General features: G+C 40.7%; 31 protein-coding genes and 1 pseudogene. 24 read left to right on the top strand and 8 right to left on the bottom strand.

Annotation, left to right across the window (positions count from 1 at the left end):
* Positions 1-158 precede the first annotated feature (158 nt).
* A complete protein-coding gene (locus NST01_RS11895) occupies positions 159-569 on the top strand; it encodes an Imm1 family immunity protein (protein ID WP_048003092.1) in 411 nt (136 codons plus the stop codon).
* A gap of 45 nt (positions 570-614) precedes the next feature.
* Positions 615-896, top strand: a complete 282-nt coding sequence (locus NST01_RS11890; RefSeq protein WP_048003093.1) for a DUF3986 family protein — start codon at positions 615-617, stop codon at positions 894-896.
* A 150-nt stretch (positions 897-1,046) separates the two neighbouring features.
* Here NST01_RS11890 and NST01_RS11885 read toward each other — a convergent pair.
* The 4 genes and pseudogenes from NST01_RS11885 to sigK form a co-directional block, all read right to left on the bottom strand.
* Positions 1,047-1,445: pseudogene (locus NST01_RS11885) on the bottom strand (sigma-70 family RNA polymerase sigma factor); the annotation flags it as partial.
* A gap of 21 nt (positions 1,446-1,466) precedes the next feature.
* Positions 1,467-2,126: a hypothetical protein gene (locus NST01_RS11880; RefSeq protein ID WP_048003094.1), complete on the bottom strand. Its 660-nt coding sequence runs from the start codon at positions 2,124-2,126 to the stop codon at positions 1,467-1,469.
* Between the two features lie 100 nt (positions 2,127-2,226).
* Positions 2,227-2,697: an ImmA/IrrE family metallo-endopeptidase gene (locus tag NST01_RS11875; RefSeq protein ID WP_048003095.1), complete on the bottom strand. Its 471-nt coding sequence runs from the start codon at positions 2,695-2,697 to the stop codon at positions 2,227-2,229.
* 562 nt (positions 2,698-3,259) lie between these two features.
* On the bottom strand, positions 3,260-3,988 hold the full coding sequence (gene sigK, locus NST01_RS11870; RefSeq protein WP_058014952.1) for an RNA polymerase sporulation sigma factor SigK: 729 nt from the start codon (positions 3,986-3,988) through the stop codon (positions 3,260-3,262).
* Positions 3,989-4,219: 231 nt separating this feature from the next.
* Here sigK and NST01_RS11865 point away from each other — a divergent pair, with 231 nt between their 5' ends.
* From NST01_RS11865 to NST01_RS11850, 4 genes are all read left to right on the top strand, one after another.
* On the top strand, positions 4,220-5,341 hold the full coding sequence (locus NST01_RS11865) for a response regulator aspartate phosphatase (RefSeq protein WP_007501361.1): 1,122 nt from the start codon (positions 4,220-4,222) through the stop codon (positions 5,339-5,341).
* A gap of 166 nt (positions 5,342-5,507) precedes the next feature.
* Complete coding sequence (locus NST01_RS11860; protein WP_048003096.1) at positions 5,508-6,248, top strand: polysaccharide deacetylase family protein; 741 nt, start codon at positions 5,508-5,510, stop codon at positions 6,246-6,248.
* Between the two features lie 71 nt (positions 6,249-6,319).
* Positions 6,320-7,048 carry an SGNH/GDSL hydrolase family protein gene (locus tag NST01_RS11855; protein ID WP_230677074.1) on the top strand — a complete coding sequence of 243 codons (729 nt, stop codon included), beginning with the start codon at positions 6,320-6,322 and terminating at the stop codon, positions 7,046-7,048.
* Between the two features lie 78 nt (positions 7,049-7,126).
* Complete coding sequence (locus tag NST01_RS11850; RefSeq protein ID WP_003217499.1) at positions 7,127-7,276, top strand: hypothetical protein; 150 nt, start codon at positions 7,127-7,129, stop codon at positions 7,274-7,276.
* Positions 7,277-7,412: 136 nt separating this feature from the next.
* Here NST01_RS11850 and NST01_RS11845 read toward each other — a convergent pair whose 3' ends face one another.
* Complete coding sequence (locus tag NST01_RS11845; protein ID WP_003217327.1) at positions 7,413-7,553, bottom strand: sporulation histidine kinase inhibitor Sda; 141 nt, start codon at positions 7,551-7,553, stop codon at positions 7,413-7,415.
* 362 nt (positions 7,554-7,915) lie between these two features.
* Here NST01_RS11845 and NST01_RS11840 point away from each other — a divergent pair, with 362 nt between their 5' ends.
* From NST01_RS11840 to NST01_RS11805, 8 genes are read left to right on the top strand one after another with little or no spacing between them, the layout of a single operon-like run.
* The gene (locus NST01_RS11840) at positions 7,916-8,437 is read left to right on the top strand and encodes a YqeG family HAD IIIA-type phosphatase (RefSeq protein WP_008356191.1); all 522 of its coding nucleotides are present in this window, start codon (positions 7,916-7,918) and stop codon (positions 8,435-8,437) included.
* Between the two features lie 2 nt (positions 8,438-8,439).
* Positions 8,440-9,540 (top strand): ribosome biogenesis GTPase YqeH, encoded by a 1,101-nt coding sequence (yqeH, locus tag NST01_RS11835; RefSeq protein ID WP_007501357.1) that lies wholly within the window; start codon positions 8,440-8,442, stop codon positions 9,538-9,540.
* A 21-nt stretch (positions 9,541-9,561) separates the two neighbouring features.
* Entirely contained in the window at positions 9,562-10,404 is an 843-nt protein-coding gene (gene aroE / locus NST01_RS11830) for a shikimate dehydrogenase (RefSeq protein WP_019743209.1), read from the top strand.
* A complete protein-coding gene (gene yhbY, locus NST01_RS11825) occupies positions 10,398-10,688 on the top strand; it encodes a ribosome assembly RNA-binding protein YhbY (protein ID WP_008342507.1) in 291 nt (96 codons plus the stop codon). Before aroE ends, yhbY begins: the two co-directional genes overlap by 7 nt.
* Before the next feature lie 13 nt (positions 10,689-10,701).
* Positions 10,702-11,271: a nicotinate-nucleotide adenylyltransferase gene (locus NST01_RS11820; protein ID WP_045034392.1), complete on the top strand. Its 570-nt coding sequence runs from the start codon at positions 10,702-10,704 to the stop codon at positions 11,269-11,271.
* Complete coding sequence (gene yqeK, locus NST01_RS11815) at positions 11,261-11,824, top strand: bis(5'-nucleosyl)-tetraphosphatase (symmetrical) YqeK (RefSeq protein ID WP_017358029.1); 564 nt, start codon at positions 11,261-11,263, stop codon at positions 11,822-11,824. Before NST01_RS11820 ends, yqeK begins: the two co-directional genes overlap by 11 nt.
* Before the next feature lie 12 nt (positions 11,825-11,836).
* Positions 11,837-12,193, top strand: coding sequence for a ribosome silencing factor (gene rsfS / locus NST01_RS11810; protein ID WP_326115787.1), 357 nt, complete (start codon positions 11,837-11,839; stop codon positions 12,191-12,193).
* Positions 12,190-12,933: a class I SAM-dependent DNA methyltransferase gene (locus NST01_RS11805; RefSeq protein ID WP_341041945.1), complete on the top strand. Its 744-nt coding sequence runs from the start codon at positions 12,190-12,192 to the stop codon at positions 12,931-12,933. The genes rsfS and NST01_RS11805 overlap by 4 nt, the downstream gene beginning before the upstream one ends.
* Before the next feature lie 48 nt (positions 12,934-12,981).
* Here the strand turns inward: NST01_RS11805 and comER are convergent, their stop codons facing one another.
* Positions 12,982-13,830, bottom strand: coding sequence for a late competence protein ComER (gene comER / locus NST01_RS11800; RefSeq protein WP_008342498.1), 849 nt, complete (start codon positions 13,828-13,830; stop codon positions 12,982-12,984).
* A gap of 215 nt (positions 13,831-14,045) precedes the next feature.
* Between comER and NST01_RS11795 the strand changes: the two genes are divergently transcribed.
* The 3 genes from NST01_RS11795 (at position 14,046) to NST01_RS11785 (ending at position 17,506) form a co-directional block, all read left to right on the top strand.
* Positions 14,046-14,552, top strand: a complete 507-nt coding sequence (locus tag NST01_RS11795) for a ComEA family DNA-binding protein (protein ID WP_341041944.1) — start codon at positions 14,046-14,048, stop codon at positions 14,550-14,552.
* A gap of 64 nt (positions 14,553-14,616) precedes the next feature.
* A complete protein-coding gene (locus NST01_RS11790) occupies positions 14,617-15,186 on the top strand; it encodes a ComE operon protein 2 (protein ID WP_008342495.1) in 570 nt (189 codons plus the stop codon).
* Positions 15,179-17,506 (top strand): DNA internalization-related competence protein ComEC/Rec2, encoded by a 2,328-nt coding sequence (locus NST01_RS11785; RefSeq protein ID WP_326116049.1) that lies wholly within the window; start codon positions 15,179-15,181, stop codon positions 17,504-17,506. Before NST01_RS11790 ends, NST01_RS11785 begins: the two co-directional genes overlap by 8 nt.
* Before the next feature lie 39 nt (positions 17,507-17,545).
* Here NST01_RS11785 and NST01_RS11780 read toward each other — a convergent pair whose 3' ends face one another.
* Positions 17,546-17,680, bottom strand: a complete 135-nt coding sequence (locus NST01_RS11780) for a YqzM family protein (RefSeq protein ID WP_008342491.1) — start codon at positions 17,678-17,680, stop codon at positions 17,546-17,548.
* A gap of 238 nt (positions 17,681-17,918) precedes the next feature.
* On the opposite strand from NST01_RS11780, the gene holA reads away from it, so the two are divergent.
* Positions 17,919-18,938, top strand: coding sequence for a DNA polymerase III subunit delta (gene holA, locus NST01_RS11775; protein WP_017358025.1), 1,020 nt, complete (start codon positions 17,919-17,921; stop codon positions 18,936-18,938).
* Positions 18,939-19,071: 133 nt separating this feature from the next.
* Here holA and rpsT read toward each other — a convergent pair whose 3' ends face one another.
* On the bottom strand, positions 19,072-19,338 hold the full coding sequence (gene rpsT, locus NST01_RS11770) for a 30S ribosomal protein S20 (RefSeq protein ID WP_008342485.1): 267 nt from the start codon (positions 19,336-19,338) through the stop codon (positions 19,072-19,074).
* 198 nt (positions 19,339-19,536) lie between these two features.
* On the opposite strand from rpsT, the gene gpr reads away from it, so the two are divergent.
* The 6 genes from gpr (at position 19,537) to hrcA (ending at position 26,644) form a co-directional block, all read left to right on the top strand.
* Complete coding sequence (gpr, locus tag NST01_RS11765; RefSeq protein WP_008342483.1) at positions 19,537-20,652, top strand: GPR endopeptidase; 1,116 nt, start codon at positions 19,537-19,539, stop codon at positions 20,650-20,652.
* A gap of 66 nt (positions 20,653-20,718) precedes the next feature.
* On the top strand, positions 20,719-21,927 hold the full coding sequence (locus tag NST01_RS11760) for a stage II sporulation protein P (RefSeq protein WP_050827433.1): 1,209 nt from the start codon (positions 20,719-20,721) through the stop codon (positions 21,925-21,927).
* Positions 21,928-21,940: 13 nt separating this feature from the next.
* Entirely contained in the window at positions 21,941-22,273 is a 333-nt protein-coding gene (locus NST01_RS11755) for a YqxA family protein (RefSeq protein WP_017358024.1), read from the top strand.
* Positions 22,274-22,438: 165 nt separating this feature from the next.
* Positions 22,439-24,277: a translation elongation factor 4 gene (gene lepA, locus NST01_RS11750; RefSeq protein WP_008342476.1), complete on the top strand. Its 1,839-nt coding sequence runs from the start codon at positions 22,439-22,441 to the stop codon at positions 24,275-24,277.
* A 114-nt stretch (positions 24,278-24,391) separates the two neighbouring features.
* Positions 24,392-25,531: a radical SAM family heme chaperone HemW gene (hemW, locus tag NST01_RS11745; protein ID WP_181891665.1), complete on the top strand. Its 1,140-nt coding sequence runs from the start codon at positions 24,392-24,394 to the stop codon at positions 25,529-25,531.
* An 81-nt stretch (positions 25,532-25,612) separates the two neighbouring features.
* A complete protein-coding gene (gene hrcA / locus NST01_RS11740; RefSeq protein WP_008342473.1) occupies positions 25,613-26,644 on the top strand; it encodes a heat-inducible transcriptional repressor HrcA in 1,032 nt (343 codons plus the stop codon).
* Positions 26,645-26,697: the final 53 nt, after the last annotated feature.

Here is a 26,697-nt window from a genome sequence, read left to right as displayed (position 1 = left end):
TTAGATTAATGGAGTTTAGTAATTGAATATGAATGGTCTATTAAAAAATATTGAATTTAAGAAGCATTCTTTCAGAATAAATCATCATTTACTTATCCATTTTACACATTTGAAGGAAAGAGAACGAGAAATCAATAGTTGTCGAAGGAGAGAATGGAATGTTTTTGTATTATGGACCAACCGGTGCTCCAGTGGAAAATCCGGGAGAAGAATGGATGAAAGAAATCTTCTTCCATAAGGATGAAGACTATTGGAAACAAGGGAATGGAGAATCTTCTATTGAAGTGGATGAAGATTGGGAAACGGAAAGTCTTGTTTTCTTTTATCATGAACCTTATGGCTTTTTTCTTATGAGATATCCAGGTTTTTTGGTTCCTTTTAAAAAAGAAGAGAAGATAGAAACAATCAAGCATGTCGTTGCAGGCGCACCATTGTATGTACCTTCATGCAGCTACGTCGATCGACATCAAGCCTATGAAATCGTTCAACATTTTCTAAAAACAAAATCGATACCTGATAGTGTTGAATGGGTGGAGTTGAGGACGATTGATTTTCAGCAAAATCTATAAATTTTTTACGAGGGAACCAGATAGACACGTGTTAAGGGGGATGAAATGCATAGTTTAGACGATACGATGCACCTACATGTTGGCTATTATGAACAGGGTGTTGATATTGAAGGGATGTTTTTTAAGAGTTTAGACACAGGAAAATGGCTATTATTTTTTGATCATACATGGTATGGGATCACGCTTTTAAAGCATTATGAAAAATATGAAGATTTAGGGCTGTTGATTGGGGAGTATTCCATTGAAGATGACAAAATTGAAGATGAAGGAAATCAGTTGTTTGAGCGTTTTTTAAAAGAAAACGGGATATTGAAGTCAATGGAGTGAACAGATATTTCTTAGCCTTTAGAGTATTTTTAAATCTAATAAGGGTCAGTCTTATATAAGAAACAAAGAATGGTCAAAATAAAAAACAGACCTAATGTGGTCTGTTTTTTTATCAACCCAAAATGAATGGATTTTTTTATATCTTTCAAATCACTTCCCCTTCTCCCGCTTCCGTTTCTCCTTCTCCGCCCGGTAAAACTCATGAAACATCTTCATCAGCGCGCGTTTCTCTATCCGAGATACATAACTCCTTGATATGCCGAGCTCCTTGGCTATTTCCCGCTGCGTTTTCTCTTTCTTTAAGTCCAAACCGAATCGGCCGACGATGACTTCTTTTTCCCGGCCGTCGAGAATGTCGATATATTCTTTTACTTTTTCAAGCTCCATGTTGAGCTGAATGGTATCGATCACGTCTTCATTTTCTGATTTTAAGACGTCAATTAATGAAATTTCATTTCCTTCTTTATCCTGACCGATGGGGTCATGCAAAGAGACGTCCTTTTTTGTTTTTTTGAGTGCGCGTAAATGCATAAGGATTTCATTATTAATGTCAAGAGGGGAGTGCAGAATTTAAAAATCGAATTTCACTTTTGCCCCATCATGCAATAATTCAGGTTCGTCATTTAGATAAACATCACTTAAGTGAAGTGTGATTGAACTCAAATCCGAAACATCATCTACCAGTAAAGGAACTACAACCATACCTTCATTTTCGACTTTACCATACAAAGAACCAACACCTGTATCCGTAGTCAAATTAGTCTTATAGACTTCGATTTGTTTCTTTGTATTAGTGGTAATAACATCAACACCAGAAAACAAAACATCTTTATCGGAAGTGTTTTCAGTCGTATAAGTGATTTGTATTCTATGATATTTATCTTTTTCAAAATTATTATAAGAAAGAAGCTCTTTATCTTGTTCACCTAAATTACTGTATTCAAATACTTTAACATCGTGTATTTTCATCTTAATAGGACTTAAATCTATTTCTTTTTGTTTGTTATTTATCTTTTTCAAAGTTAGTGTTGAACCATTTTTATCTTTATCCCATTGGCCAATTTTGGTTAGAAGTCCTGATGTTGGTTTATTCTCTTTTTGTGTTGATTCTTTTGAAGCCTCTTTACTCGTTTCTTCTTTTTTTGCCGGCTCAGTTGAGCTGTTAGTGTTACCACAAGCAGTTAGAACTGCCATAAAGCATAAGAATAAAATTAGTTTAGCTTTTTTCATTTGTCTACACCCTTCTATATACACATTTTAGTAATACAGGAAACATTATAATACAAAAAATGTTGAAGTGATGATTTTCGACAAAATTAGACGAAATAATTCATGACTTATAGCATGGGTTTAAAGTCACAAAGCGTTCGGTAGCGAATTTATATGTAACATTGAAAAGAGATGCTATTTCATTTGTGAAATTATTATATGGTTGAATAGCTTTTATTTTTCTAAGCATAAAAGTGGGAATACAAAACTTATATGCAAAACGCTTCGCCTGCATTTCCTGCAGCTCTCTAAACAGTGGGGGCATGATTAATTGATTTCCTTCATGTCTAAGCGCATGACAAAGTTCATGACCAAAATCTTGCCACTGTTCTTGAGGGCTAAGGCGATTATCAATGATAATAGTTCCAGCATAGTACCGGCTGCTGATGTTTAAGAATTCGACTTTTAAATTGGAGCGGTAGGCGATGTCTAATAGATCAAGTTCTGATGGATTTTTAATGTTGATTTGATGATAGAATGCTTCGATCCAGTCATCTAAGTGTGTTGTGTTTTTTGGCAAAATGCGTTCCAACTTAAGCAACTCCTTTAAAATAAGAACGTATGTTCTGAATGTGGGTAAAAAATAAATACTCTTAATGAGCATTTATTTTAAATCAACTGTTAATTCTTTTTTTCGGCAACATTATTTAAATGTTCGTCGAATGGTGAATCTAATACAAGTCTGATACTCTTAATTTTGGAAACATCAGATTCAACCAAAACTGAAACAATTCCTCAATCTTATCATCGGTTGCATCTTTTATATCTTTAAAGAAAAGTTTTGTTTCAGGGTTTAATATCTTTTTCTACATCTCCTCAACTGATTAAAATAATTAGCCATTTTTTCAATGTATCATAATCAGGTTTATAATCTCTAAAATATAGCTGATTTAGAGTCTTAGATGCAGTTTGTTATAAAGCTTATCAAGCGTATAAACTAGAAAATAAATTAGATATTTAATTGGCAATTGATTAGAAACTATTCTTATAACCAAATTCAGATGGAAAGTAGTATAGAGCAAAAATAAAAAACAGACCTCATATGGTCTGTTTTTTATCACACTAACATGAAGGGTTCTTTTACAAAATTCAAATCACTTCCCCTTCTCCCGCTTCCGTTTCTCCTTCTCCGCCCGGTAAAACTCATGAAACATCTTCATCAGCGCGCGTTTCTCTATCCGTGACACATAGCTCCGCGATATCCCGAGCTCCTTGGCTATTTCTCGCTGCGTTTTCTCTTTCTTTAAGTCCAAACCGAATCGGCCGACGATCACTTCTTTTTCTCGGCCGTCGAGAATGTCGATATATTCTTTTACTTTTTCAAGCTCCATGTTGAGCTGAATGGTATCAATCACGTCTTCATTTTCTGATTTTAAGACGTCAATTAATGAAATTTCGTTGCCTTCTTTATCTTGACCGATGGGGTCATGCAGAGAGACGTCCTTTTTTGTTTTTTTGAGTGCGCGTAAGTGCATGAGAATTTCATTTTCAATACACCGCGCCGCATAAGTTGCCAGCTTTGTTCCTTTTCCAGAGGAATAGCTTTCGATGGCTTTAATGAGTCCGATCGTCCCGATGGAGATGAGGTCTTCAGCGTCTTCCCCGGTATTTTCAAATTTCTTGACAATATGGGCGACGAGCCGAAGGTTATGTTCAATCAGCATGTTTCTTGCGTGTTCATCGCCCTCTGCCATGAGGGCTAAGTATTTTTTCTCATCATCTCCCGAAAGGGGTTGTGGAAAGGCATTGTTTTTGACATAGGACACTAAAAACACCAATTCTTTGACCATCAATCCCATCGCTGTAAATACTCCTGCCACGATTTTCACCTCCACCATGTTTAGGCCGCTGCCTATATCCTCAAATGTATGTGAAGGAAGGATTGTCTGTGTCTGTACGATGAAAAAATCATCTTATTTGAAAGAAACGTGCTTCTGTGCGTATGTTTTTGCTGCACCTCTCATATGTTTGCGGTTTCTTTGCGGTGCTTGGCGGTCTAGAAGCGTGCTAAAATATGTAATATTAGACCGAAAAGGAAGGGGTTTTTTCGGAACATGGGGAAGGTTCTTTCTTCACATGTCGGTATGAAAATTAATGAATGGTATCGAATGATACGGCAGTTCAGTGTTCCAGATGCGGAAATCTTGAAAGCGGAAGTAGAAGCGGAAATTGAACGTATGGAAGAGGACCAGCATTTACTGATTTATTATCAGCTCATGTGTTTTCGGCACCAAATTATGCTCGACTATATACACCCTTCAAAATATCAACCTTTCTCAGTATCTAACCTTGTCGATAAAATCGAAAATTCCAATCATGAGTTATCTGATATGCTGCATTATTACCATGCATTTTTTCGTGGCATGCATGAGTTTAGTCAAAAAGAATATTTGGAGGCCGTCAAATATTATCGCATGGCAGAAAAACAGCTATCTATGGTATTTGATGATATTGAGCAGGCCGAGTTTCATTTTAAAGTAGCAGAAGCCTACTATATAATGAAACAAACGCATGTCTCCATGCACCATATTTTAAAAGCGCTTGAAATATACGATCAGCATGATGCATATTCCATTCGCATTATTCAGTGCCTCTTTGTCATCTCGGGAAATTATCAAGATTTAAAACGTAAAGATCGAGCACTGCCTCACTTGAAAAAGGCGAAACAACTCGCATCCGAAATTGACCACCCGCGCATTTATAGCTCAGCACTCTATAATTTAGGGAAATGTTACGGGGAGTTAGGTTATCGAGAAGAAGCAGAACGATATTTAACCGAATCGGCAGACCTCGCCAAAAAAGAGCTGCTTCCCACGCTGCCTCATACACTTTATACACTGGCCAAGCTGCTTTTTAGACAAAATGAGCAGACTGAAGCAAGGCGCATATTAGAGGATGGGAAATTGGCCGCAAAGAAGCATGAAGACCAGCTGTTCTGTCATATGTTTGAGTATCTGGATGCTTTATATGTTCAGGAAATCAATGAAGAACAACTGCAAAAAACCATTGATTATTTGGAAAAACTTAGCCTATACTCTTATATAGAGGATATCTCACTAGAAATTGCGACAGCCTTAGAAACCTCTCAACAATACCAGAAATCCAACCAGTATTATCAAAAATTGCTATGGGCTCAAAATCAAATCCAAGAAGGAGAGTGTCTGTATGAATTCTAAGCAACGTTCGACAGTTGAAGAGAGAAACCAAACGTGAGACAAAAAGCGGGCCTAATGGGCCGGCTTTTTTTATGTGAAAAAGAAGCGTAGACGATCACGAAACTTGAATGAATTCATCAGAAAGCGGGCAATTTAATGTGTAATGATGTTCTGTGGAGGCGGTCTGATGAAAGGGTTGCATATCTTGTTATGTATATTGGTATTATGCGCTTTTGTTCCTGATAACATAGAGGCGCGTACATTAAAAAGAATCGACCTAGAAAAAACGGGACGAGCCTTTTGGGACATGAGAGAGGAACGGAAAAAGATTGCGTTAACCTTTGACGATGGGCCTCATCCGGTATACACAAATCAAATACTAGATGTACTGAGAGAGCATGAAGTGAATGCCAGCTTTTTTGTCATCGGAAGCCGTATTCATGCATATCCCCTCCTCGCAGAGCGGATTGTGAGCGAAGGAAATGAGCTTGGCAATCACACGATGAACCATACGTATTTTGACCTTTTGTCATCGAAAGAAATCAAGCGAGAATTAAAAGAATCAGCGGCTCATATCGCTTCTCTCCAGCCTGGCGGACCCTTATTATTTCGTCCTCCGGGCGGGCGCTTGACGATGAAGTCATTCCGCATTCTTTCTAAGCAAGGATACGATGTCGTGATGTGGTCCTTTACGCAAGATCCGAAGGACTGGTCAAGGCCAGGTGCACACAAAATTGCCAGCCGTATTATTGAGAATATTCAGGGCGGTGATATCATCCTTTTACATGATGGCGGAGGAAATCGTAAGCAGACAGTAGAAGCGCTGAAACAAGTCGTACCTGAACTAAAGAAAAGGGGCTATGAGTTTGTGAAAGTAAGCGAACTACTGCACCATGACAGAGATTATCTGCCGGTTCAATTACAATAAGAAACAGTCATTCATTGAAACCAAAAGTCTTGTCGTTTACTATATGAAGAGGGCTTTTGGAGGTGAATGTTGTGAAGAAATTTGTTTTCCTTTTCATCCTGTTATGTGTTGCGGCTGGGTGCTCAAAACCAGCACAGGAAAGTGTGATTGCATTTGGCGACAGTAACACAAGAGGATCGAACTGGGATTTTCGAGATTATCCCACATCTGAAAAATGGGTGAATCTCATGAAAAATGTCGAGCGCGGCCAAATCAAGGTGCAGAATGCTGGGATTGGCGGGCAGACAACAGAAGATGCGAAGCTGCGCTTTGAGCAGGATATTTTAAAACCAAAACCAACTTACGTCCTCATCATGTTCGGTACAAATGATGCGGCGATTCTAGACGGGAAACATCCCCGTGTGACCAAAAAACGATTTAAAGAAAACTTATCCTACTTCATTTCTGAAAGTAGGAAAGAGGGAATTACCCCGATCCTCATGACGTGCGTGCCTGTGGTGGAAGGAGGCAAAAAGGGCTTGTATTATTATTCTAGATATAAGTCATCTTATTTTGCTGAGAGAGGCGGGGCGAGAGCTTGGCAAAACTCATACAATGACATCACAAGACAAGTAGCTGAAAAACAGCAAGTGCCGCTTGTCGACAATTGGAAAGCGTTCATCCGAGAAGCGGGTGAAGATAGTGACAACGCCTTGATTCAGTCTGGCCTCATTGACCCTTCTGGCAATCATATGACACCAAAAGGGGCAAGAATCATTTATAACGAAATCAAAGAGCGTGATGTCATTAAACATTTTTAAAAGCAGGCCATCTGCCTAAACAAGACGATCCATCTCGCATAGTCTAACAGTATATCTTCCTAGAAGGAGGTAACTGATATGTGGGGATGTCCTTATCCTTACCCTGCGTGTTCGCCTTATCCAGCTCAAGGAGCAGGAATCGGTTACGCTTTTCTTGTTGTGTTCCTTGTCGTCATTTTGGTCGTAGGTGGAGGGTTATGGTTTTGGAATGAACAGCCTTGCAAATAAGACACCTCTTCTTTGATCAGAAGGGGTGTTTTTTACGGAAAATAGTAGTAAGCCTATAGCGCAAGTGATATAATATCAGTCATCTGAGTTTAAAAAAGGAGAGTGCTCGGGAGGCATGGTTCCTGGATATATGGAATTAAGAGGAAACAGAGAGCATATGCCCGAGCGAACGTCTTTTCATTTCTGTCTCAATTAATTCAATGAAGTCGCGATTTAAGTTCATTTCATTTGCTTTATAATACGATTCTATAAGTAAATCATCTGACAGCTTTTTCATACTAGAAACCCATATGATGGGAAAAACACCTCCCCTGAAAAAGTTGGCATAAAACTTGAGGAAAAGACATATCATCATAGGTTGATCGAATGTCTTTGAAGTACCTTTAATCTACCATGAATGGGAAACAAGAACAATCGTTCTGTTATCCACATGGTTAAGTGGATAACTTGTGGGTAGAGTGTTTATAATTGAATGAAAGCGTGATGAAATATAGGTGGATAATGTGTGTAAAATTATCCACACCTGTTGAAGGTCCTCATCATATGTCGAAAACTTTTTCATTGTATTCGATAGACAGACAAATTGTGATTTGATTCGACACAATCGCTGAAAAACCAATGGAAGAAAGGGTGCAAATTGTGCTAAAGAAGTATTTCTTACCGGATGAATTTGTGAAAAGTATTTTCCACATTTCGCCGCAAAAACTAAAAGAACGAAATGTAAAAGGAATTATTACGGATTTAGATAACACACTAGTAGAATGGGATCGTCCAAGTGCGACCCCGCGTTTAATTGAATGGTTTCAAGAGATGAAAGATCACGGGATACAGGTGACGATTGTATCGAATAATAATGAAAAAAGGGTCAAGCTTTTTTCTGAGCCGGTTCATATCCCGTTTATTTATAAAGCGAGAAAACCGATGGGAAGAGCCTTTAATAAGGCCGTCGCTGATATGCAATTGAAGAAAGAAGATGTGGTTGTCATTGGCGATCAGCTTATGACAGATGTGCTTGGCGGAAACAGGCATGGCTTCCATACCATTTTGGTTGTACCTGTTGCGGCATCGGACGGATTTTTCACGAAGTTTAACAGGCAGATTGAACGCAGAATTTTAGGAGCCTTAAAGCGTAAGGGCCACATTCAGTGGGAGGAAGAGTAATAATGGAAAAGGTTGTTTGTATTGGCTGCGGTGTAGCCATTCAGACGGAAGATAAAGATCAATTAGGATATGCGCCGGCAGCATCTCTATTGAAAGAAGATGTGATCTGTCAGCGCTGTTTTAGGTTAAAGAACTACAATGAAATTCAGGATGTGTCTTTAACAGAAGACGACTTTTTAAATATTTTACACAGCATTGGCGAGACTGATTCTCTGATCGTCAAGGTCGTTGATATTTTTGACTTTAACGGAAGCTGGATTAATGGACTGAGCCGTATTGTTGGTGGTAATCCCATTTTACTTGTCGGCAACAAGGTAGATATTTTACCGAAATCCGTGAAAAAAGACCGTCTTGTTCAATGGATGAAGCGGGAAGCAAAAGAAAATGGGCTCAATCCGATCGATGTGTTTTTAATCAGTGCGAGCAGAGGACAAGGTGTGCCTGAGGTCATGGAGGCAATTGATCATTACCGTGAGGGCAGAAATGTCTATGTTGTCGGCTGTACAAATGTTGGGAAATCAACATTTATTAATCGCATTATCAAAGAGGTGTCTGGAGAAGAGAATGTGATCACCACATCCCAATACCCAGGGACAACACTTGATGCGATTGAAATCCCGCTTGATGACGGGTCTGCTTTATTCGATACACCGGGTATCATCAACCGCCATCAAATGGCGCACTATGTCGGCAAAAATGACTTAAAGATTTTAACGCCGAAAAAAGAATTGAAACCGAGAACGTTCCAGTTAAATGAAGCTCAAACGCTTTACTTTGGCGGACTGGCTCGATTTGATTATGTAAAAGGCGGAAGAACATCCTTTGTCTGCTATATGCCAAATGAACTCAATATTCATAGGACGAAGATGGAGAATGCAGATGACTTATATGAAAAGCATGCAGGTGAGCTGCTTTCACCGCCATCAAAAGAGGGGATGGAAGATTTTCCGCCGCTCGTTCCGCACACTTTCACCATAGATCAGCCAAAAATGGACATTGTCTTTTCAGGATTAGGCTGGGTGACTGCGAATGATGCTGGAAAACAAATCAAAGTGTATGCGCCAAAAGGCGTGCACGTGTTTATGAGACGTTCGTTAATTTAAATGTTCAGAGGGGGAGAGACCTTGAAACCTTTATACGGAGTAATCGGTAACCCTGTTGGCCATTCAATGTCTCCGGATATTCATAATGCAGCATTAAAGGATGCTGGAATTGATGGACATTATCATGGCTTTCAAGTAGAAAATGATGACCTGAAAGATGCGATTAGCGGCATGAAAGCGTTAGGAATCAGCGGCATTAACGTCACTGTTCCGCACAAGGTAGACATCATGAAGTACCTCGACAAAATTGATGTGACAGCTGAACGCCTTGGTGCCGTCAATACGGTGCGTCTCGAAGGAGATCAGCTCGTTGGGTACAATACAGATGGAGAAGGCTTTCTTCATTCATTGCTTGAAGCGTTGGATCAGCCGTTATCAGAGCTGTCATTTCTCCTGCTTGGTGCTGGTGGAGCAGCAAGAGCGATTTACACGACAATTGCTGAGTATGCACCGAAACAATTTGATATCGCCAACCGCACCATTGAAAAAGCTGAGGCTTTAATTGAAAGTGCCGATGGGAAAATCACATCTCGTGCCATTGCATTAAATACAGCAGAAGAGCGGCTTGGGGAATATGATGTCATCATCCATACGACCTCAATTGGTATGTATCCGAATGTTGAAGAAACCCCAATTTCTTTAGCGAACGCAAAAAAAACAGCGGTCGTTTGTGATATTGTGTATAATCCAATAGAAACAAAGCTGCTAAGCGAAGCAGCCGGGTTAGGTTTGAAAACAGTCGATGGCGTCGGCATGTTTGTTGGTCAGGCGGTAAGAGCCTTTGAGCTGTGGACGGGCATTACACCTGACGCCCGAAAAATGAAGTCAATTGTCATAGAGAAATTAGGAGGAACACCATGTTAAAAGGTAAGCAAAAACGTTTTTTACGTGCGCAAGCACATCATTTATCACCTATTTTTCAAGTTGGAAAAGGCGGGGTAAATGACAATATGGTCAAGCAAATTTCCGAGGCGCTTGAAGCAAGAGAACTTTTGAAAGTCAGCGTATTGCAAAACTGCGACGAGGACAAAACAGAGGTTGCAAAAGCACTTGTAAAAGGTGCAAAAGCTGAACTCGTTCAAACGATCGGAAATGTGATTGTCCTTTATAAGGAATCAAAGGAAAATAAACAAATTAAGCTGCCGTAAAGGTGGATATGATATGAAAAAAATAGGGTTGTTCGGCGGTACGTTTGATCCCCCGCATAATGGGCATTTGCTGATGGCAAGTGAGGTGCGTTTCCAAGTAGGGCTTGATGAAATTTGGTTTATCCCAAATCACAAGCCCCCTCATAAAACGGGCCGAAAACGAGCAGAGAGTCATCACCGCGTAAAAATGGTGGAAAAAGCGATTCAGTCAAATCCTCATTTTCGAGTTGAGCTTATTGAAATGGAGCGGGAGGGCCCATCTTATACAGTAGATACGGTTGAGCTGTTGAAGAAGCGCCATCCTGAAGATGAGTTCTTTTTTATGATTGGAGCGGACATGGTCGAGTATTTGCCGAAATGGCATAGAATCGATGATTTGCTTCAGATGATCACCTTTATTGGGATGAAAAGACCAGGTTATGAAGGAAGTACGGCATATCCTCTTTTGTTTGCAGATGTTCCGGCTTTTGATGTATCATCGACATTGATTAGGCAGCGAATGAAGCAGGGGAAACCTGTTGATTATTTGATTCCGAAAGCTGTTGAGTGTTATATAAAGGAGCATCATTTATATGAATCGTGAAGAAGCGTTAAACTGTGTCAAACAGCAGTTAACAGAGCATAGATATACACATACAATTGGGGTAATGGAGACGGCCATTTCATTAGCTGAACGTTTTGGTGCAGATGTGAAAAAAGCAGAGGTCGCGGCTATTTTCCACGATTATGCCAAATTTAGACCGAAAGAAGAAATGAAGGGCATCATCCAGCAAGAACAGATGAACCCTCTATTGCTTAAATATTCACCTGAGCTTTGGCATGCCCCAGTTGGTGCCTATTTGGTCAAAAAAGAAGTTGGAATTGACGACCAAGATATTTTAACAGCCATTGAATTCCATACGTCCGGCAGACCGAACATGACATTGCTTGAAAAAGTTATTTATGTCGCCGACTATATAGAGCCAGGACGCCATTTTCCTGGTGTAGAGGAAGTAAGAGAGTTAGCAGAGCAGGATTTGGACCTTGCCTTGATTCAATCTTTAAAAAACACCGTCAGCTTTTTAATGAAAAAGAATCAGCCAGTTTTCCCAGATACACTTGCTACTTATAACTCACTTGTGCAAAAGAACAACTAAGGAGGAATTTTGATGGATGCATCATCAATTTTAAACATCGCAGCAGGAGCGTGCGATGATAAACGGGCAGAGGACATTATTGCCCTGAATATGCAAGGGATCTCACTTGTTGCAGATTATTTTCTCATTTGTCACGGGAATTCTGACAAACAAGTACAGGCCATTGCAAGAGAAGTGAAAAACCTTGCAGAAGAAGGCGGCATCGAAGTTAAAAAGATGGAAGGCTTTGACGAAGCAAGATGGGTCTTGATTGATTTGGGAGATGTCATTGCTCATGTGTTCCACAAAGAGGAAAGAGGATACTATAACTTAGAGAAGCTTTGGGGAGATGCGCCGAGAGAAACGCTTTCGCTTGGCATTAACTCATGATTTATCAAGGGTTTGCAGGTGTGTATGATGAGCTCATGACACATGCCCCTTATGATGAATGGGTTCAGTGGATACAGCGGCATATCAAGCCGAATAGTGCGATTATCGATGTAGGTTGTGGAACTGGAGAGATCTCTCTTCGGTTAGCTGCAAAAGGCCACATGGTCACAGGAATTGATCTAAGTGAAGAGATGCTGGCATTTGCGCAGCAAAAAGCACAGGCTCATAAGCAGTCTATTCAATTTTTACATCAAGATATGAGAGAACTTGAGGGGTTTGAACAAACTTTTCAAGCAGCGGTTATTTGCTGTGATTCTTTGAATTATCTAAAAAACGAAAATGACGTCAAAAAAACCTTTAAAAACATGTTTCAGCTTTTAGAGACAGGTGGGGTTTTATTGTTTGATGTTCATACCCCTTATAAAATGGAAGAGGTATTTCCTGGTTCTACTTATGCCGATCAAGATGAAGAAATCAGCTATATTTGGCAAAGTGATATAGGAGATCGTCCATTTTCGGTCATTCATGATTTAAGCTTTTTTGTAAAAGACGGAGACGTGTATGAGCGTTATGATGAAACGCACGAACAACGTACATTTCCTTTTGAGACATATGCAGCGTTCCTTGAGTCCGCTGGCTTTGAACAGATTGAAGTGACCGCTGATTTTACAAATGAAGCACCTCAGGAATGTGCAGAAAGATATTTTATTTCAGCGAAGAAACCAAAAACCATCGTTTAATGGACGATGGTTTTTTTAAAACCCTTTTTTCGCTTGTTGCGAAGATGTTTAATTTCTGAGATCATCAGTAAACACACTCGGTGGATATTGATGCGCAACCGCTTCTACATCCTCATCGAACTTGTCATGAGTGTTCTGGAAAAGCTGATGGAACATATCTTGAACACCTGCTTCAAGTGCTTTAATACCCTCGCCGGTGACGCCGCCTTTTACACACACCTTCTCTTGCAGTGTAGGCAGGGTATACACCCTTTTTTCAATCAAACGGCCAAGTCCTACAAGCATATCTTCTGATAAGGTGGTGGCTTCTTCTTTTGAAATATCTGTTTCTTCAACGGCGGCTTCGATCATTTTCTGAACAAGAAAGCTAATAAAGGCAGGACCGCAGCTGACAATATCTGAGGCTGCCCGTGTGATTGAATGATGAATTTCGATTGGTGTTGAAATGCGGGAAGCGAGTTGTCTGAGCGCTGCTTTTGTCGTGACATTGCATGATGAACCAAATGTTAAAAGTGATGCGCCTGATAATGCGCGGTTGGTGATGCTTGGGATCAGTCTGGCTGTTTGACAAGGAACAATATCTTGAAGCTGTTCAGGATGAACCGGACTTGTAATGATGACAATGGTTTGCTGTTCTTTTAAAAGTGGGCTCAGCTCTTTTAAAAGCGGATAAATATCAAGTGGTTTGACACAAACAAAGATGAAATCTTTATCCGTTACAGCTCCTGAAAGCTGTTTCGTCACTTCGACCTCTGGGTGATTCTTTTTTATATTGAACGCTTTTTCGATGGTCCGATTTGTAATGGTGATGGATGAGGGATTGACTGCTTTTGATTCAATAAATGCCTCAGTAAGTATGGTACCCATGTTTCCTGTACCGATTAACCCTATATTCAAACGTTCTCCCTCCTTAGACGCATAGGATCTGTTATCTTCTAAACAGTATGTGAAGCAGCGTGAAAATATGATTGAAAGAAGCGTGAACAAGTGAAGCAGCTCATTTCGTTGAAAAAATACAGTCTTTATCTGATAGCGGGAATCATCATCCTCCTCATCATCTGTTTCTTCTTTTTAACAGGAAAAGAGAAAGGCAGCGCCGAGCCAGCCGTGTATTGAAAGAACAACATGAAACGCAAGTCACATTAGAAGAAAAACAAGAGAGTGCAGAAAAAGAGCCAACATCCATCGTAGTAGAGGTCAAAGGAGCTGTACGGAAGCCGGGCGTTTATGTATTTATGGCTGAGGACAGAGTTGAAGAAGCCATTAAAAGAGCAGGTGGTTTTACGAGCAAGGCAGATACAGTTGACATCAATCAAGCAGCAAAATTAGAGGACAGTATGATGATTTATGTACGAAAGAAGGGGGAGGCTGACAAGCAGGGACAAACAGCAGCGGCTGATACGCCGCCGGGAAACGAACAGAGTCAAGGGGTGAATGTCAATCAAGCTGATGCAGCGGAATTGCAGACCATTAACGGAATAGGCCCAGCCAAAGCGGAAGCCATCATTACGTATAGAGAAGAGCATGGAGAATTTCAGCAAATTGAAGATTTGCGGAATATTTCGGGTTTTGGAGAGAAGACCATTGAACGGCTGAAAAATCAACTGACGGTTAAGTAGATTGACGGTATAGAAGAAAGGCATGTACACTTAATACCAACCATCATTCTGGAGGGATCAGCTCGTGGAGAGAATTTCATGGAATCAATATTTTATGGCTCAAAGCCATTTGCTTGCTTTGCGAAGCACCTGTGAGCGGCTAGCTGTTGGGGCAACGATCGTAAGAGACAAGCGCATCATCGCAGGTGGATATAATGGATCCATTGCCGGTGACGTGCATTGTGCAGATGTAGGATGCTATGTGATAGATCATCACTGCGTTCGTACAATCCATGCGGAGATGAACGCTATTTTACAATGTGCCAAATTTGGTGCACCAACAGCTGATGCTGAAATATATGTGACGCATTTTCCTTGCTTGCAGTGCTGTAAAGCGATTATTCAAGCAGGTATTCGAACAGTGTATTATGCGAAGGATTATAAAAATCATCCATATGCTGTTGATTTATTTGAACAGGCCGGAGTTCAAACAGAACAGGTAGAACTAGATGAGATGATTATTGACTTAAAAAACCAAGAAAAATTAGCCTTTGTTGCGGATTTAATAGGCAAACTAAGTGAATCAGGACGTAGCGAAACAGAAATTCGTCAAATGCATGAAAAGGCGAATCAATTATTTACTTCCTATGTTTAAGTATTTGCCGTTCGGGGCGATTTCAGCAGCTGCTGGAATTGCTCTGGCCGCATATCATCTTCATTTGTATTTTCTCCTTTTTCTTCTTGTATGTCTTCTTTTCAGTCTGCTGAAAAAAACACCCCAGTTCTTTTTAATGGTCAGTTTGTGTGGAACGATCTATATGCTCATTTTTATGGTGCATCAGTCTTTTGAAACGGCTCATCCCATGCAAGAAAAAGCATTTTCTGATTCGGTTGTGATTGAAACGATTCCGAAAATAGATGGCAATCGCTTTTCAGCGACTGTTTCATCAGAGAATGGTCGACTAGCGGCATTTTATACGATTCAAACGGAGCGTGAAAAAGAAGCGTTAAAAGATGTTGAGCCAGGTATGAGCTGTCATATGACAGGTGAGGTTCGGTTACCTAAACATGCTACCATACCGAATGGCTTTCAATATGATCAATTTCTAAAAACAAAAGGCATTGATGCTATTTTCTTAACGCAGTCTATGAAAAGCTGCACGAAACATGACAGTCCTTCACATGACCTTTCATCTATTAGGCAGAAGGGGCTGAAATTTCTAGAAGATCATGTCCCGAAGAGTTCTGTTGGGATTGTGCAGGCACTTATTTTTGGCGATCGTGATTTAATAGACCCTGATACATTAAGAGATTATCAAATGCTTGGCATCATTCATTTATTAGCCATTTCAGGACTTCATGTTCAAACATTGCTCGCTTGTCTATTTTGGTGTCTACTCCGTGCTGGCGTGACAAGAGAGACAGCGCGTATTCTTTTATTATCCTTTTTGCCGGTTTATGCTTGTTTAACAGGTGCTGCACCGTCTGTGTTAAGAGCCTGTCTCATGGCTGGAATTTATTTAGTCATCACAAGTCTGCCAAAAGAAATGAAACAGCCTTCTGCGGTCGTGTTAAGTGCAGCGTTCTTGCTTTTATTAGCCATTCAACCACTTTATATATTTGATGTCGGTTTTCAGCTGTCATTTGTGGTGACCTTATTTATTTTGCTATCCACTAGTATTTTATCAAAAGCAAAAAGTTCGGTGATGCAGTTATTCCTCATTTCCTTGATTGCACAGCTTGCTTCGCTTCCTGTTCTTTTATATTATTTTCAACAATTTTCCTTGCTGAGTGTTCCTTTAAATATGATGTTTGTTCCTTTTTATACAATGGTTGTCATGCCTCTGTCCTTATTCTTTTTTCTTTTATCTATCATTTATCTTCCGCTTGGACAAACACTGTTTCAGCTGCTTGATTGGGTGATCCAGTTTAGTCATCAATTGTCTGCACACATGGCTGCTTACGATAGTCTTACTCTCATTTTTATGAAATCGACATGGTGGCATGTGCTCCTAGAGGTTTCCTCCATTGTTTTTCTATTCATTGTGATGGAATGTAAAACTTCTATCAAATCTTATCTTGTGCCGATTTTGATTCTCGTTTGTGTGCTGTCTGTACACTATTTCACGCCGAATTTTCTTCAAAAAGGAGAGGTCACGATGTTAGATGTAGGACAAGGGGATAGTTTGTTTATTCAGCTACCTTATCGAACCGGGCATATATTAGTCGATACAGGAGGCAGACTTTCTTTTGAAGAAGAGCCATGGAAAAAAAGACGTAAAGTATCTACAATTGGGGATCAAACGCTTATTCCATTTCTGCATTCTAAAGGCATAGCAAAACTTGATGTCCTCATCCTTACCCATGCAGATCAAGATCATATGGGAGAAGCGATGCGATTAATAAAGCGAAATAAAGTCAAACGCCTTGCAATCCCAAAAGGCTTTGCTCGAAATCCAGAGGATGCACAGTTTTTAAAGGAAGCGGCTGATCAACGGATTCCTGTAGATGAGTTGGAAAGAGGGGATCAGCTGAGAATTGGAGGACAAAAATTTGACGTTCTGCATCCCGCACGTGACCAGGTGACGAGTAAAAATAATGATTCACTGGTCCTCACCTTTACGCTTGGCGGCAAGCGTTTTATGCTGACTGGGGATCTTGAACAAGAAGGGGAACGAGACATCATTCAAGCTTACCCCAAGCTACGAGCGGATGTCTTGAAGGTTGGACATCACGGGAGTAAAGGATCAACAAGTGAAGAATGGCTTCAGCATTTGAACCCGTCATATGCACTGATTTCAGCAGGTGAACGAAATCGGTATCACCATCCTCATCAAGAAGTTTTGAAAAAATTAAATGATCATCAAACAAAGGTGTATCGTACAGATATCGATGGAAGTGTGACCTATGAATTTCTTGAAGAGGATGGAACATTTTACGCTCATCCTCCATATGATATCTTACAAAATCAATAAAAAAACTGCCAAAACGGCAGTCATCTTGCATTCATGTAGTTAAGATCCAACGAGGTGTATCACAGTTGCCAAAATAAACATTGAGGCGAAAAATCCGAATGTGACGATAAAACCAACAGCTGAGTCGGTCACATCATTCCGCTTGCTTTGAACATTCTTTTCAAATTCATTCATTTTCATCCCTCCTGGCTATTTTTAGTATACTTGAACTCATTTGGAATTGCTAGAAGGTAAAGTAACCGTTTTCCATTTTCATGATCATTTTGTGAATATCGTCTGACTGTAAGCTGACCCGGGAGCTTACGTGAGACGTTTACTATAAATGAGGAGGCGGCACTTTCAGCTTCCTCTTTACTAATGTCTCTACACACTTTAGGATAGAGGAGGAAGTGAAAGAGAGGGATTTAAGCGAATGGTCTTTGAAGTATGGAACAATTTAAAAAAAGGGGATATTCACCCCGTTTATTGCTTATATGGAAAAGAAACGTATTTACTTCAAGAGACAGCTGCAAAATTGAGACAAGCTGTCGTCGACGAAGAAACAAAGGATTTTAATTACTCTGTCTTCGATATGGAAGAGGTGCCGCTTGAGCAGGCTGTGACGGACGCAGAAACATTTCCGTTTATGGGAGAGCGGCGTCTCGTTGTGATCAAAAACCCTTATTTCCTCACTGCAGAAAAGAAAAAAGAAAAGATCGAGCATCAGCTTTCTGTGTTAGAAGCTTATTTAGAAAAGCCAGCACCCTACACGATTCTCGTGTTATTAGCCCCATATGAAAAACTGGACGAACGTAAGAAAATCACCAAATTGTTAAAAAAGAAAGCGGCTGTAGTTGAGGCGAAAGAGTTAAATCCGAAAGAAACAACAGATTTCACCATCACGCTGGTGAAAACAGAAGGAAAAACAATCTCGGCTGAAGCGGCAGAACAGCTTGTCATGTTATGTGGCGGGAGCCTGTCCTCACTTTTTCAAGAGGTTCGAAAGCTAAGTACATATATTGGGCAGCGAGAGGAAATTGAGCTGGCGGATGTCAATCAGCTCGTTGCACGAAGTTTGGAGCAGAATATTTTCGAACTGATTAACCAAATCGTGAACAGGCGCCGGTCTGAAGCGATGCAAATGTTTTATGACCTCCTAAAGCAAAATGAGGAACCCATTAAAATATTGGCACTCATTTCAAATCAATTTCGGTTGATATTGCAGACAAAGTACTTTGCTCAGCAGGGATACGGGCAAAAACAAATTGCGTCAAACCTGAAAGTCCACCCATTTCGGGTCAAACTCGCGATGGATCAAGCAAGACTGTTTTCAGAAGAAGAGCTAAAGTACATCGTCAAAGAGCTCTCCACGATTGATTATGAAATGAAAACGGGTAAAAAGGACAAGCAGCTATTATTAGAATTGTTCCTGCTTCGGTTATTAGGGGCTTGAACATAAAAAAACGACCTTCTCAAAAGAGGGTCGTTTTTGTTTAGATGTATAATTGCCAGTCTGTCCTTAGGCTCGGCCGTTCAGGACGGACGTACAGTTAAACAGGTGCCTCATCACTGAGGCGTTGCAATCATTATGCAGAAAGTCCGTTTACTTGTTTCGCAAGTCTTGATTTGTAACGCGCAGCTGCGTTTTTGTGTACAAGACCAGTTTTAACGGCTTTGTCAATGCGTTTTGCAGCAGAAGAAAGAGCAGCTTTTGCTTGCTCAGCATCGTTGTTAGCTACAGAAACTTCAACTTGTTTAATCGCAGTACGCATCGCAGACTTGATTGTTGCGTTGTGTGCACGGCGTTCGTTATTCGTTTTTGTACGTTTGATCGCTGATTTAATATTTGGCATGTGTTTCACCTCCTAAGATACAACCTAAACACAATTGTCTTAAGGTTAAATCTTCACAATAGAACAAATTGTATTCTATCAAACACACCTTTAGAATGCAATATAAATGTAAAGTATTTTTCATTGATGAAGCGCTCGAATGTTTCTTGAAAGAGATGGAAAGACTACTGTTAATTACTTGATGGAAGGAGCCTTTTCATGAAGAAACAGAAACTCGATTTAAGCGCTTATCAAATCCGGACCGATTTGGCCGTTGAAACAAAAGAGATACTAGAACAAGAGAACGATCCGAATGTGGTCAAAAAGGACGGTATTCAAGGAATTGTTGAGAAGGAGAAGGAAGAGCACGGCATCCGCATCCGCACTGTGGAGATTACGACAGAAGGAGAAGAGTTGACCGGAAAAAAGGCAGGGACATACTTGACGCTTGAGGCGCAAGGAATTCGGGAGAAAGACTCTGAGATGCAAGAAAAAGTGGTCGAAGTTTTTGCCCATCATTTTGCTCAGTTTTTAAAAGATCACGGCATTCAGGCGGATGCTAGCTGCCTTGTCGTAGGACTCGGAAACTGGAATGTCACGCCTGATGCTTTAGGGCCGCTCACAGTTGAAAATTTGCTGGTGACACGCCACTTATTTGAATTACAGCCTGAGAATGTGCAGGAAGGCTATCGCCCAGTGTCTTCACTATCGCCTGGAGTTATGGGACTGACAGGTATAGAAACAAGTGACATTATACAAGGTGTCATTGAACGATCTAAACCAGATTTTGTGATCGCCATCGATGCACTGGCTGCACGTGCAGTAGAACGGGTGAATACAACGATTCAAATTTCTGATACAGGTATACATCCAGGATCGGGTGTCGGAAATAAACGAAAAGAATTAAGCAAAGAGACTTTGGGGATTCCAGTCATTGCCATTGGTGTACCAACAGTGGTCGATGCAGTGACGATCGCAAGTGACACGATTGATTACGTGTTAAAGCATTTTGGTAGAGAACTGAAAGATGATAGACCTTCCCGATCTTTAGTACCAGCGGGTCTGACATTTGGGAAGAAAAAAGTGCTGAATGAAGAGGATTTGCCAGATGATGAAACGCGTCAATCCTTTTTAGGAATCGTCGGAACGCTTCCTGAAGAAGAAAAAAGACAGTTGATCCATGAGGTACTTGCACCACTTGGACAAAATCTAATGGTCACACCGAAGGAAGTGGATACATTCATTGATGACATGGCGAACGTACTCGCCAATGGGTTAAATACAGCACTTCATCAAAAAATCTCTCAAGACAACATGGGTTCCTATAATCATTAATCAGTTCTACTTTCTCTAGCTCGCTCATAGTGTAATTACTAGAAAGCGTGCTGGAGGGAGTAAATCATGAAAAAAAGACCTCGCCGTCCTCGACAGTTGGTCGTTGCGATTAATGGAACAAAAGTAGTGAAGAGTATTTTTTTGTTTATTGTCTCTCTGGTGGTTGTGTTTGTCATGTCAGGGGCTTTGACGTCTTTAAAACCTGAGCTTAGGCCTCAAGCATCATTATATGGTGTGGCAGATGAGCTGTCAGGGGCATTCTTTGCAACTCTAATGGGGATGGAAAATCAATATTTTTCCTCAGCAGTCCCTGAAGATCAAAAAGGATTTCATTTCTCTGGGCTGTCACTCAAACTTGCCACAAGTATCAATTTAGAAGACCCCCGCAGTTTTCTAGGAAGAGAGCTGCCAGGCTTTGAACACTTTGATACAAAAATCATCCTAGCAGGTGAAGGTACAGACTATACGAATATGCCAATGGAATCGCCGCCTCCAAGTGAAGTCATCAAAGATGAAAAAGAAGCAAATCTAGCTGAGCTGGACAAGCTTGATGAAGATGAACCGAAAACGCCTGCAAAAGAGCCGGACCAGTCGACAGGAAAACGAAAAGCTGTGTACATTTATCACACACATAATACGGAATCATATTTACCATTTTTAAAAGGAGAAACAAACCCAAACAATGCGCGCCACTCAAAAGTGAACGTCACCCTTGTCGGGGAGATGTTTGGTAAAGCGCTCGATCAGCAAGGAATCGGCAATACAGTGGATAAAACAGAAATTGAAAAAAGACTGCTGAAAAAAGGGTTGAAGTATCCTCAATCATATAATGAATCCAGATTGGTTGTAAAAGAAGCTCTCGCTAAAAATGATGACCTAGATTACTTAATCGATATTCACCGGGATTCAAGAAGAAAGAAAGATACGACAGTAGAAATCAAAGGCAAGAAATATGCGAGAATCGCGTTTGTTGTAGGGAAGAAGAATCAAAGCTATGAGAAAAACTTAAAGCTGGCGACAGAGTTCCACCATTTGATGGAGAAAAAATATAAAGGACTTAGTGTCGGTGTGTTTGCCAAAGGAGAAATTGGTGATAATGGAATCTATAATCAAGATTTATCTGACAAAGCCCTCCTATTAGAATTTGGTGGTGTGGATAATAATATGGAAGAACTGAAAAACGCATCCAATGCAGCAGCTGATGTGTTCAGTGAAATTTTCTGGGACGCAGAAAAGGTAGACGGCAAAGCAAAGGATGAGAAAAAACGGTCTTAAGGTGGTGGAGGACATGGGCTCATTTATCGGAAAAACCATTATTTTATCGCTCGTATTGCTATTCGGTGTCTTTTTAGGAATGCAGCAAGCCAATAATGGCATGCTGCAAATGAAAGGGTATCATGATCCGCAATTAAAAGGGGCCTTCACTGTCCAAACGAATGATGATCAAGAAAAAGAAGCTTCTATCCTCGGAACAGCTGTCACACAAAAAGACTTAGCAGAAAAACAAAAGCAGCTAGAAGAAATGGAGAGCTTTAATGCCTTCTCTAAGGCCGGAAAAGCATTATCAGATGGTATGACGCATGCAGCCCGTACACTTTACGATTGGGTGAATGGTAAATAAACTGTTGTAAGCATCATGTTGGATGTTATTTCATAAGATATCACACCTTTTCGCAAAAGCCGCTAACCGATGAGCGGCTTTTCTTGATTTCGATTGAATCTTTACAGCCCTATTGATATAATCTAACCTAGCGCAACCCGCGTTTTATAGTAGGAGTGATAGATTGTGACAGATAAAGAAAAACGATTAGAACGGCAATCAAGAATTCGAAATTTCTCCATTATCGCCCATATTGACCATGGGAAATCCACATTGGCTGACCGAATTTTAGAAAAAACAGCGGCGATTACGCAACGAGAAATGAAAGAACAATTACTTGATTCCATGGACTTAGAGCGTGAACGCGGCATTACGATCAAATTAAACTCTGTCCAGCTGAAATATCAGGCGAAGGATGGAGAAGAATATATTATGCACCTGATTGATACACCAGGGCATGTCGACTTCACCTATGAGGTATCTCGAAGCCTAGCTGCCTGTGAAGGTGCAATTCTTGTGGTGGATGCAGCACAAGGCATTGAAGCACAGACACTAGCGAACGTTTATTTAGCTCTTGATAACAACTTAGAAATCCTGCCGATCATTAACAAAATTGATCTGCCGAGTGCAGAACCTGAACGTGTAAGACAAGAAATTGAAGATGTCATCGGGTTGGATGCATCTGAAGCTGTTCTCACCTCTGCTAAGGCGGGCATCGGGATCGAGGATATTTTAGAACAAATCGTCGAAAAGGTGCCGGCACCAGCTGGAGATCCAGAAGCACCACTTCAAGCCCTCATTTTTGATTCTCTCTACGATGCGTATCGTGGCGTCATTGCTTACATACGAATTGTCGAAGGAACCGTCAAACCGGGTCAAAAAATCAAGATGATGGCGACAGGCAAAGAATTTGAAGTACTTGAAGTCGGCGTATTCACACCAAAAGCCATGCCGACAGACGAACTCACTGTTGGAGATGTTGGTTATTTAACAGCTGCTATTAAAAATGTCGGCGATACACGTGTAGGGGATACGATCACAAGTGCGGTAAACCCTGCGAAAGAAGCTCTACCTGGATATAGAAAGCTGAACCCAATGGTGTACTGCGGCCTTTATCCAATTGACACAGCGAAATATAACGACTTGCGTGAAGCGTTAGAAAAGCTTGAATTAAATGATTCTTCACTTCAATATGAGGCAGAGACATCCCAAGCACTTGGCTTCGGTTTCCGCTGCGGCTTCCTTGGCATGCTTCATATGGAAATCATCCAAGAACGGATTGAACGTGAATTTAAAATCGACCTCATTACGACAGCGCCAAGTGTTATTTACGATGTGTATATGACAGACGGAGAAAAAATCGTTGTAGATAACCCATCCAATTTGCCTGATCCGCAAAAGATTGAGCGAATTGAAGAGCCATACGTGAAGGCAACAATGATGGTGCCAAATGATTATGTTGGTTCTGTGATGGAGCTTTGCCAAGGAAAGCGCGGCAATTTCATTGATATGCAATATCTTGATGCAAACCGCGTGAGCATTGTGTACGAAATTCCTCTGGCAGAGATCGTATACGAATTCTTTGATCAATTAAAGTCCAATACAAAAGGGTATGCATCCTTTGATTACGAGCTGATCGGCTATCGCCCATCCACTCTAGTGAAAATGGATATCATGCTTAATGGCGAAAAAATCGATGCACTTTCCTTTATTGTTCACCGCGATTATGCATATGAACGGGGAAAGATCATTGTAGAAAAGCTGAAAGAACTGATTCCGCGCCAGCACTTTGAAGTACCAGTTCAGGCAGCGATCGGTCAAAAAATTGTTGCTCGGTCTACCATTAAAGCAATGCGCAAGAACGTACTAGCGAAGTGTTATGGTGGAGATATTTCCCGGAAAAGAAAGCTTCTTGAGAAGCAAAAAGAAGGGAAAAAGCGCATGAAGCAAGTGGGTTCTGTAGAAGTCCCACAAGAAGCATTTATGGCCGTGCTGAAAATGGACGACAGCACACCGAAAAAATAACATCCTCAAGGCAACCTGCTTTACAATGCTCGCCTTGACGTTTATAGTCGAAAACAAACGAAGAGGCCGCAGCGATAAACTGCGGCTCTTTACCTGTAAAGAAGGTGTCAACAAATGAAAGCAGCATACATTCACATTCCATTTTGTGAGCACATTTGTCACTATTGTGATTTTAATAAATTTTTCATTAAAACCCAGCCGGTCGATGAATACTTAGCCGCTCTTGAAAAAGAAATGCAGCACACGATCGATCAAAAAGGGGAGCAAGAACTAAAGACGATCTTTATTGGCGGGGGAACCCCGACATCACTCACAACCAGCCAATTAGATCAGCTTATGGACAGCATTCACCGCGTATTAAAACCAACCAAAAACTTAATCGAGTTTGCAGTAGAAGCAAACCCAGACGAACTATCGCTTGAGAAATTGAATGTCTTAAAATCAGCAGGCGTTAATCGGCTGAGCTTTGGTGTTCAAACATTTGAAGATGACCTGCTCAAAAAAATCGGACGGGTTCATCAAAAGAAAGATGTTCTCACGTCTTTCGAGCGAGCAAGAGCAGTTGGGTTTGACAACATTAGTCTTGATCTGATGTTTGGTTTGCCTCACCAAGAGAAGCATCATGTCATGCATTCACTAGAGACCGCTTTTTCATTAGGTGCAGAACATTATTCGGTTTATTCACTGATTGTCGAGCCAAAGACGGTCTTTTACAATTTGATGCAAAAAGGGAAACTGCATTTACCACCGCAAGAACGTGAGGCTGAAATGTATGAGCTCGTCATGGATGAAATGGAGCGGCACGGACTCAAACAATATGAGATTAGCAATTACGCCAAACCAGGTTTTGAAAGCCAGCATAACCTCACCTATTGGAGCAACGAAGATTACTTTGGTTTTGGCGCAGGAGCGCACGGGTATGTAGATGGCGTCCGTAATGTGAACGCTGGACCAGTGAAGCATTACTTAGAGCTCATTGAACAAACAGGGTTTCCATATAAGGAAACGCATCAGGTGACAAAAGCAGAACAGATCGAAGAGGAAATGTTCTTAGGTTTGCGGAAAATTGAAGGCGTGAAAAGTGCTCACTTTCAGGCGAAATTTGGAGCATCACCAGAAGCACTCTTTCCCGTCGTTCTTGAAGAATTAGCAGAAAAAGGTCTCATTGAACAGGATGAGATTGGCATTCGTTTAACAAGAAAAGGAAAATTGTTAGGAAATGAAGTATTTCAAGCGTTTCTCGGTGAGTTATAATTGACATTTTAATTTGAGTTTGGTAATTTTGTTTATACAATTAGCACTCGTTGAAAGAGAGTGCTAACAGGGGTGATGATGATGTTAACAAATCGTCAGCTTTTGATTCTACAAGTCATTATTAATGACTTTATTCGTTCGGCGCAGCCAGTTGGATCAAGGACTCTTTCCAAAAAAGAAGACATTACATTCAGCTCTGCGACGATTAGAAACGAAATGGCTGATTTGGAGGAACTCGGTTTTATTGAAAAGACCCATTCTTCATCAGGAAGAATTCCTTCCGAAAAAGGATATCGTTATTATGTAGATCATTTGCTCTCTCCGCGAAAACTGTCATCTAAAGAGCTTGTGCTCATCCAGTCAGTATTTCAGGAGAAAATTTTTGAGCTGGAAAAAACAGTTCAAAAATCGGCGGAAATTTTATCAGATCTCACAAACTACACATCGATTGTCCTTGGTCCAAAGCTAAGTGAAAATCGATTGAAGCAAATTCAGCTTGTCCCTGTCCAGCCTAATAAAGCAGTAGCGATTATGATTACAGACAGCGGGCATGTTGAAAACAAAACCATTACCTTCTCTGAGCATCTTGATGTCTCCGATATTGAGAAGCTAATGAATATTTTAAACAGCCGCTTAGCCGGAGTCCCGATGGATCAGCTGAAGGACAGGATGTATAAAGAAGTAGTGATGCTCCTTCGCACACATTTAAAAGACTATGATCATATTTTAGATGCACTTGGTAACACATTCACTTCAACACAAAATGAATCAAAACTTTTCTTTGGCGGGAAGATTAATATGTTGAACCAGCCAGAGTTTCATGACATTGACCGCATTCGTTCACTCATGATGCTGATTGAACAAAAGAACGATGTCATGCAGCTGTTTCATCCAAATCAGCAAGGAATCACCATTAAAATCGGTTCAGAAAACAATTTGGAAGCAATGGAGAACTGCAGTTTAATCACAGCAACTTATGCGATTGATCAAAAATCACTCGGCTCCATCGCTGTCATTGGTCCAACCCGTATGGATTACGGGCGAGTCGTTAGTCTTTTGCATCATGTATCAAAAGACTTGTCAAACGCACTTTCCAATTTGTATGATGAGTAGGGTGATAAAAGGTGGGGGCACAGCCCCTTCGTATAATTGAATCTTTTGAGGGA

It is taken from the genome of Bacillus sp. FSL R7-0166, assembly GCF_038008935.1.
GTDB lineage: Bacteria > Bacillota > Bacilli > Bacillales > Bacillaceae > Bacillus > Bacillus altitudinis.
This window is presented reverse-complemented; position numbering and strand designations above follow the sequence as displayed.

Bases quoted from the DNA above. Each gene is read 5' to 3' on its own strand.
- NST01_RS11785 (WP_326116049.1), top strand. From the start codon at position 15,179: ATGTTTAAGTATTTGCCGTTCGGGGCGATTTCAGCAGCTGCTGGAATT.
- NST01_RS11755 (WP_017358024.1), top strand. From the start codon at position 21,941: ATGGGCTCATTTATCGGAAAAACCATTATTTTATCGCTCGTATTGCTA.
- rpsT (WP_008342485.1), bottom strand. From the start codon at position 19,338: ATGCCAAATATTAAATCAGCGATCAAACGTACAAAAACGAATAACGAA.
- NST01_RS11860 (WP_048003096.1), top strand. From the start codon at position 5,508: ATGAAAGGGTTGCATATCTTGTTATGTATATTGGTATTATGCGCTTTT.
- NST01_RS11890 (WP_048003093.1), top strand. From the start codon at position 615: ATGCATAGTTTAGACGATACGATGCACCTACATGTTGGCTATTATGAA.
- NST01_RS11820 (WP_045034392.1), top strand. From the start codon at position 10,702: ATGAAAAAAATAGGGTTGTTCGGCGGTACGTTTGATCCCCCGCATAAT.
- NST01_RS11865 (WP_007501361.1), top strand. From the start codon at position 4,220: ATGGGGAAGGTTCTTTCTTCACATGTCGGTATGAAAATTAATGAATGG.
- yqeK (WP_017358029.1), top strand. From the start codon at position 11,261: ATGAATCGTGAAGAAGCGTTAAACTGTGTCAAACAGCAGTTAACAGAG.
- yqeH (WP_007501357.1), top strand. From the start codon at position 8,440: ATGGAAAAGGTTGTTTGTATTGGCTGCGGTGTAGCCATTCAGACGGAA.
- NST01_RS11895 (WP_048003092.1), top strand. From the start codon at position 159: ATGTTTTTGTATTATGGACCAACCGGTGCTCCAGTGGAAAATCCGGGA.
- NST01_RS11845 (WP_003217327.1), bottom strand. From the start codon at position 7,553: ATGAAAAAGCTGTCAGATGATTTACTTATAGAATCGTATTATAAAGCA.
- NST01_RS11760 (WP_050827433.1), top strand. From the start codon at position 20,719: ATGAAAAAAAGACCTCGCCGTCCTCGACAGTTGGTCGTTGCGATTAAT.
- gpr (WP_008342483.1), top strand. From the start codon at position 19,537: ATGAAGAAACAGAAACTCGATTTAAGCGCTTATCAAATCCGGACCGAT.
- yhbY (WP_008342507.1), top strand. From the start codon at position 10,398: ATGTTAAAAGGTAAGCAAAAACGTTTTTTACGTGCGCAAGCACATCAT.
- NST01_RS11880 (WP_048003094.1), bottom strand. From the start codon at position 2,126: ATGAAAAAAGCTAAACTAATTTTATTCTTATGCTTTATGGCAGTTCTA.
- NST01_RS11805 (WP_341041945.1), top strand. From the start codon at position 12,190: ATGATTTATCAAGGGTTTGCAGGTGTGTATGATGAGCTCATGACACAT.
- hemW (WP_181891665.1), top strand. From the start codon at position 24,392: ATGAAAGCAGCATACATTCACATTCCATTTTGTGAGCACATTTGTCAC.
- hrcA (WP_008342473.1), top strand. From the start codon at position 25,613: ATGTTAACAAATCGTCAGCTTTTGATTCTACAAGTCATTATTAATGAC.
- holA (WP_017358025.1), top strand. From the start codon at position 17,919: ATGGTCTTTGAAGTATGGAACAATTTAAAAAAAGGGGATATTCACCCC.
- NST01_RS11850 (WP_003217499.1), top strand. From the start codon at position 7,127: ATGTGGGGATGTCCTTATCCTTACCCTGCGTGTTCGCCTTATCCAGCT.
- NST01_RS11780 (WP_008342491.1), bottom strand. From the start codon at position 17,680: ATGAATGAATTTGAAAAGAATGTTCAAAGCAAGCGGAATGATGTGACC.
- rsfS (WP_326115787.1), top strand. From the start codon at position 11,837: ATGGATGCATCATCAATTTTAAACATCGCAGCAGGAGCGTGCGATGAT.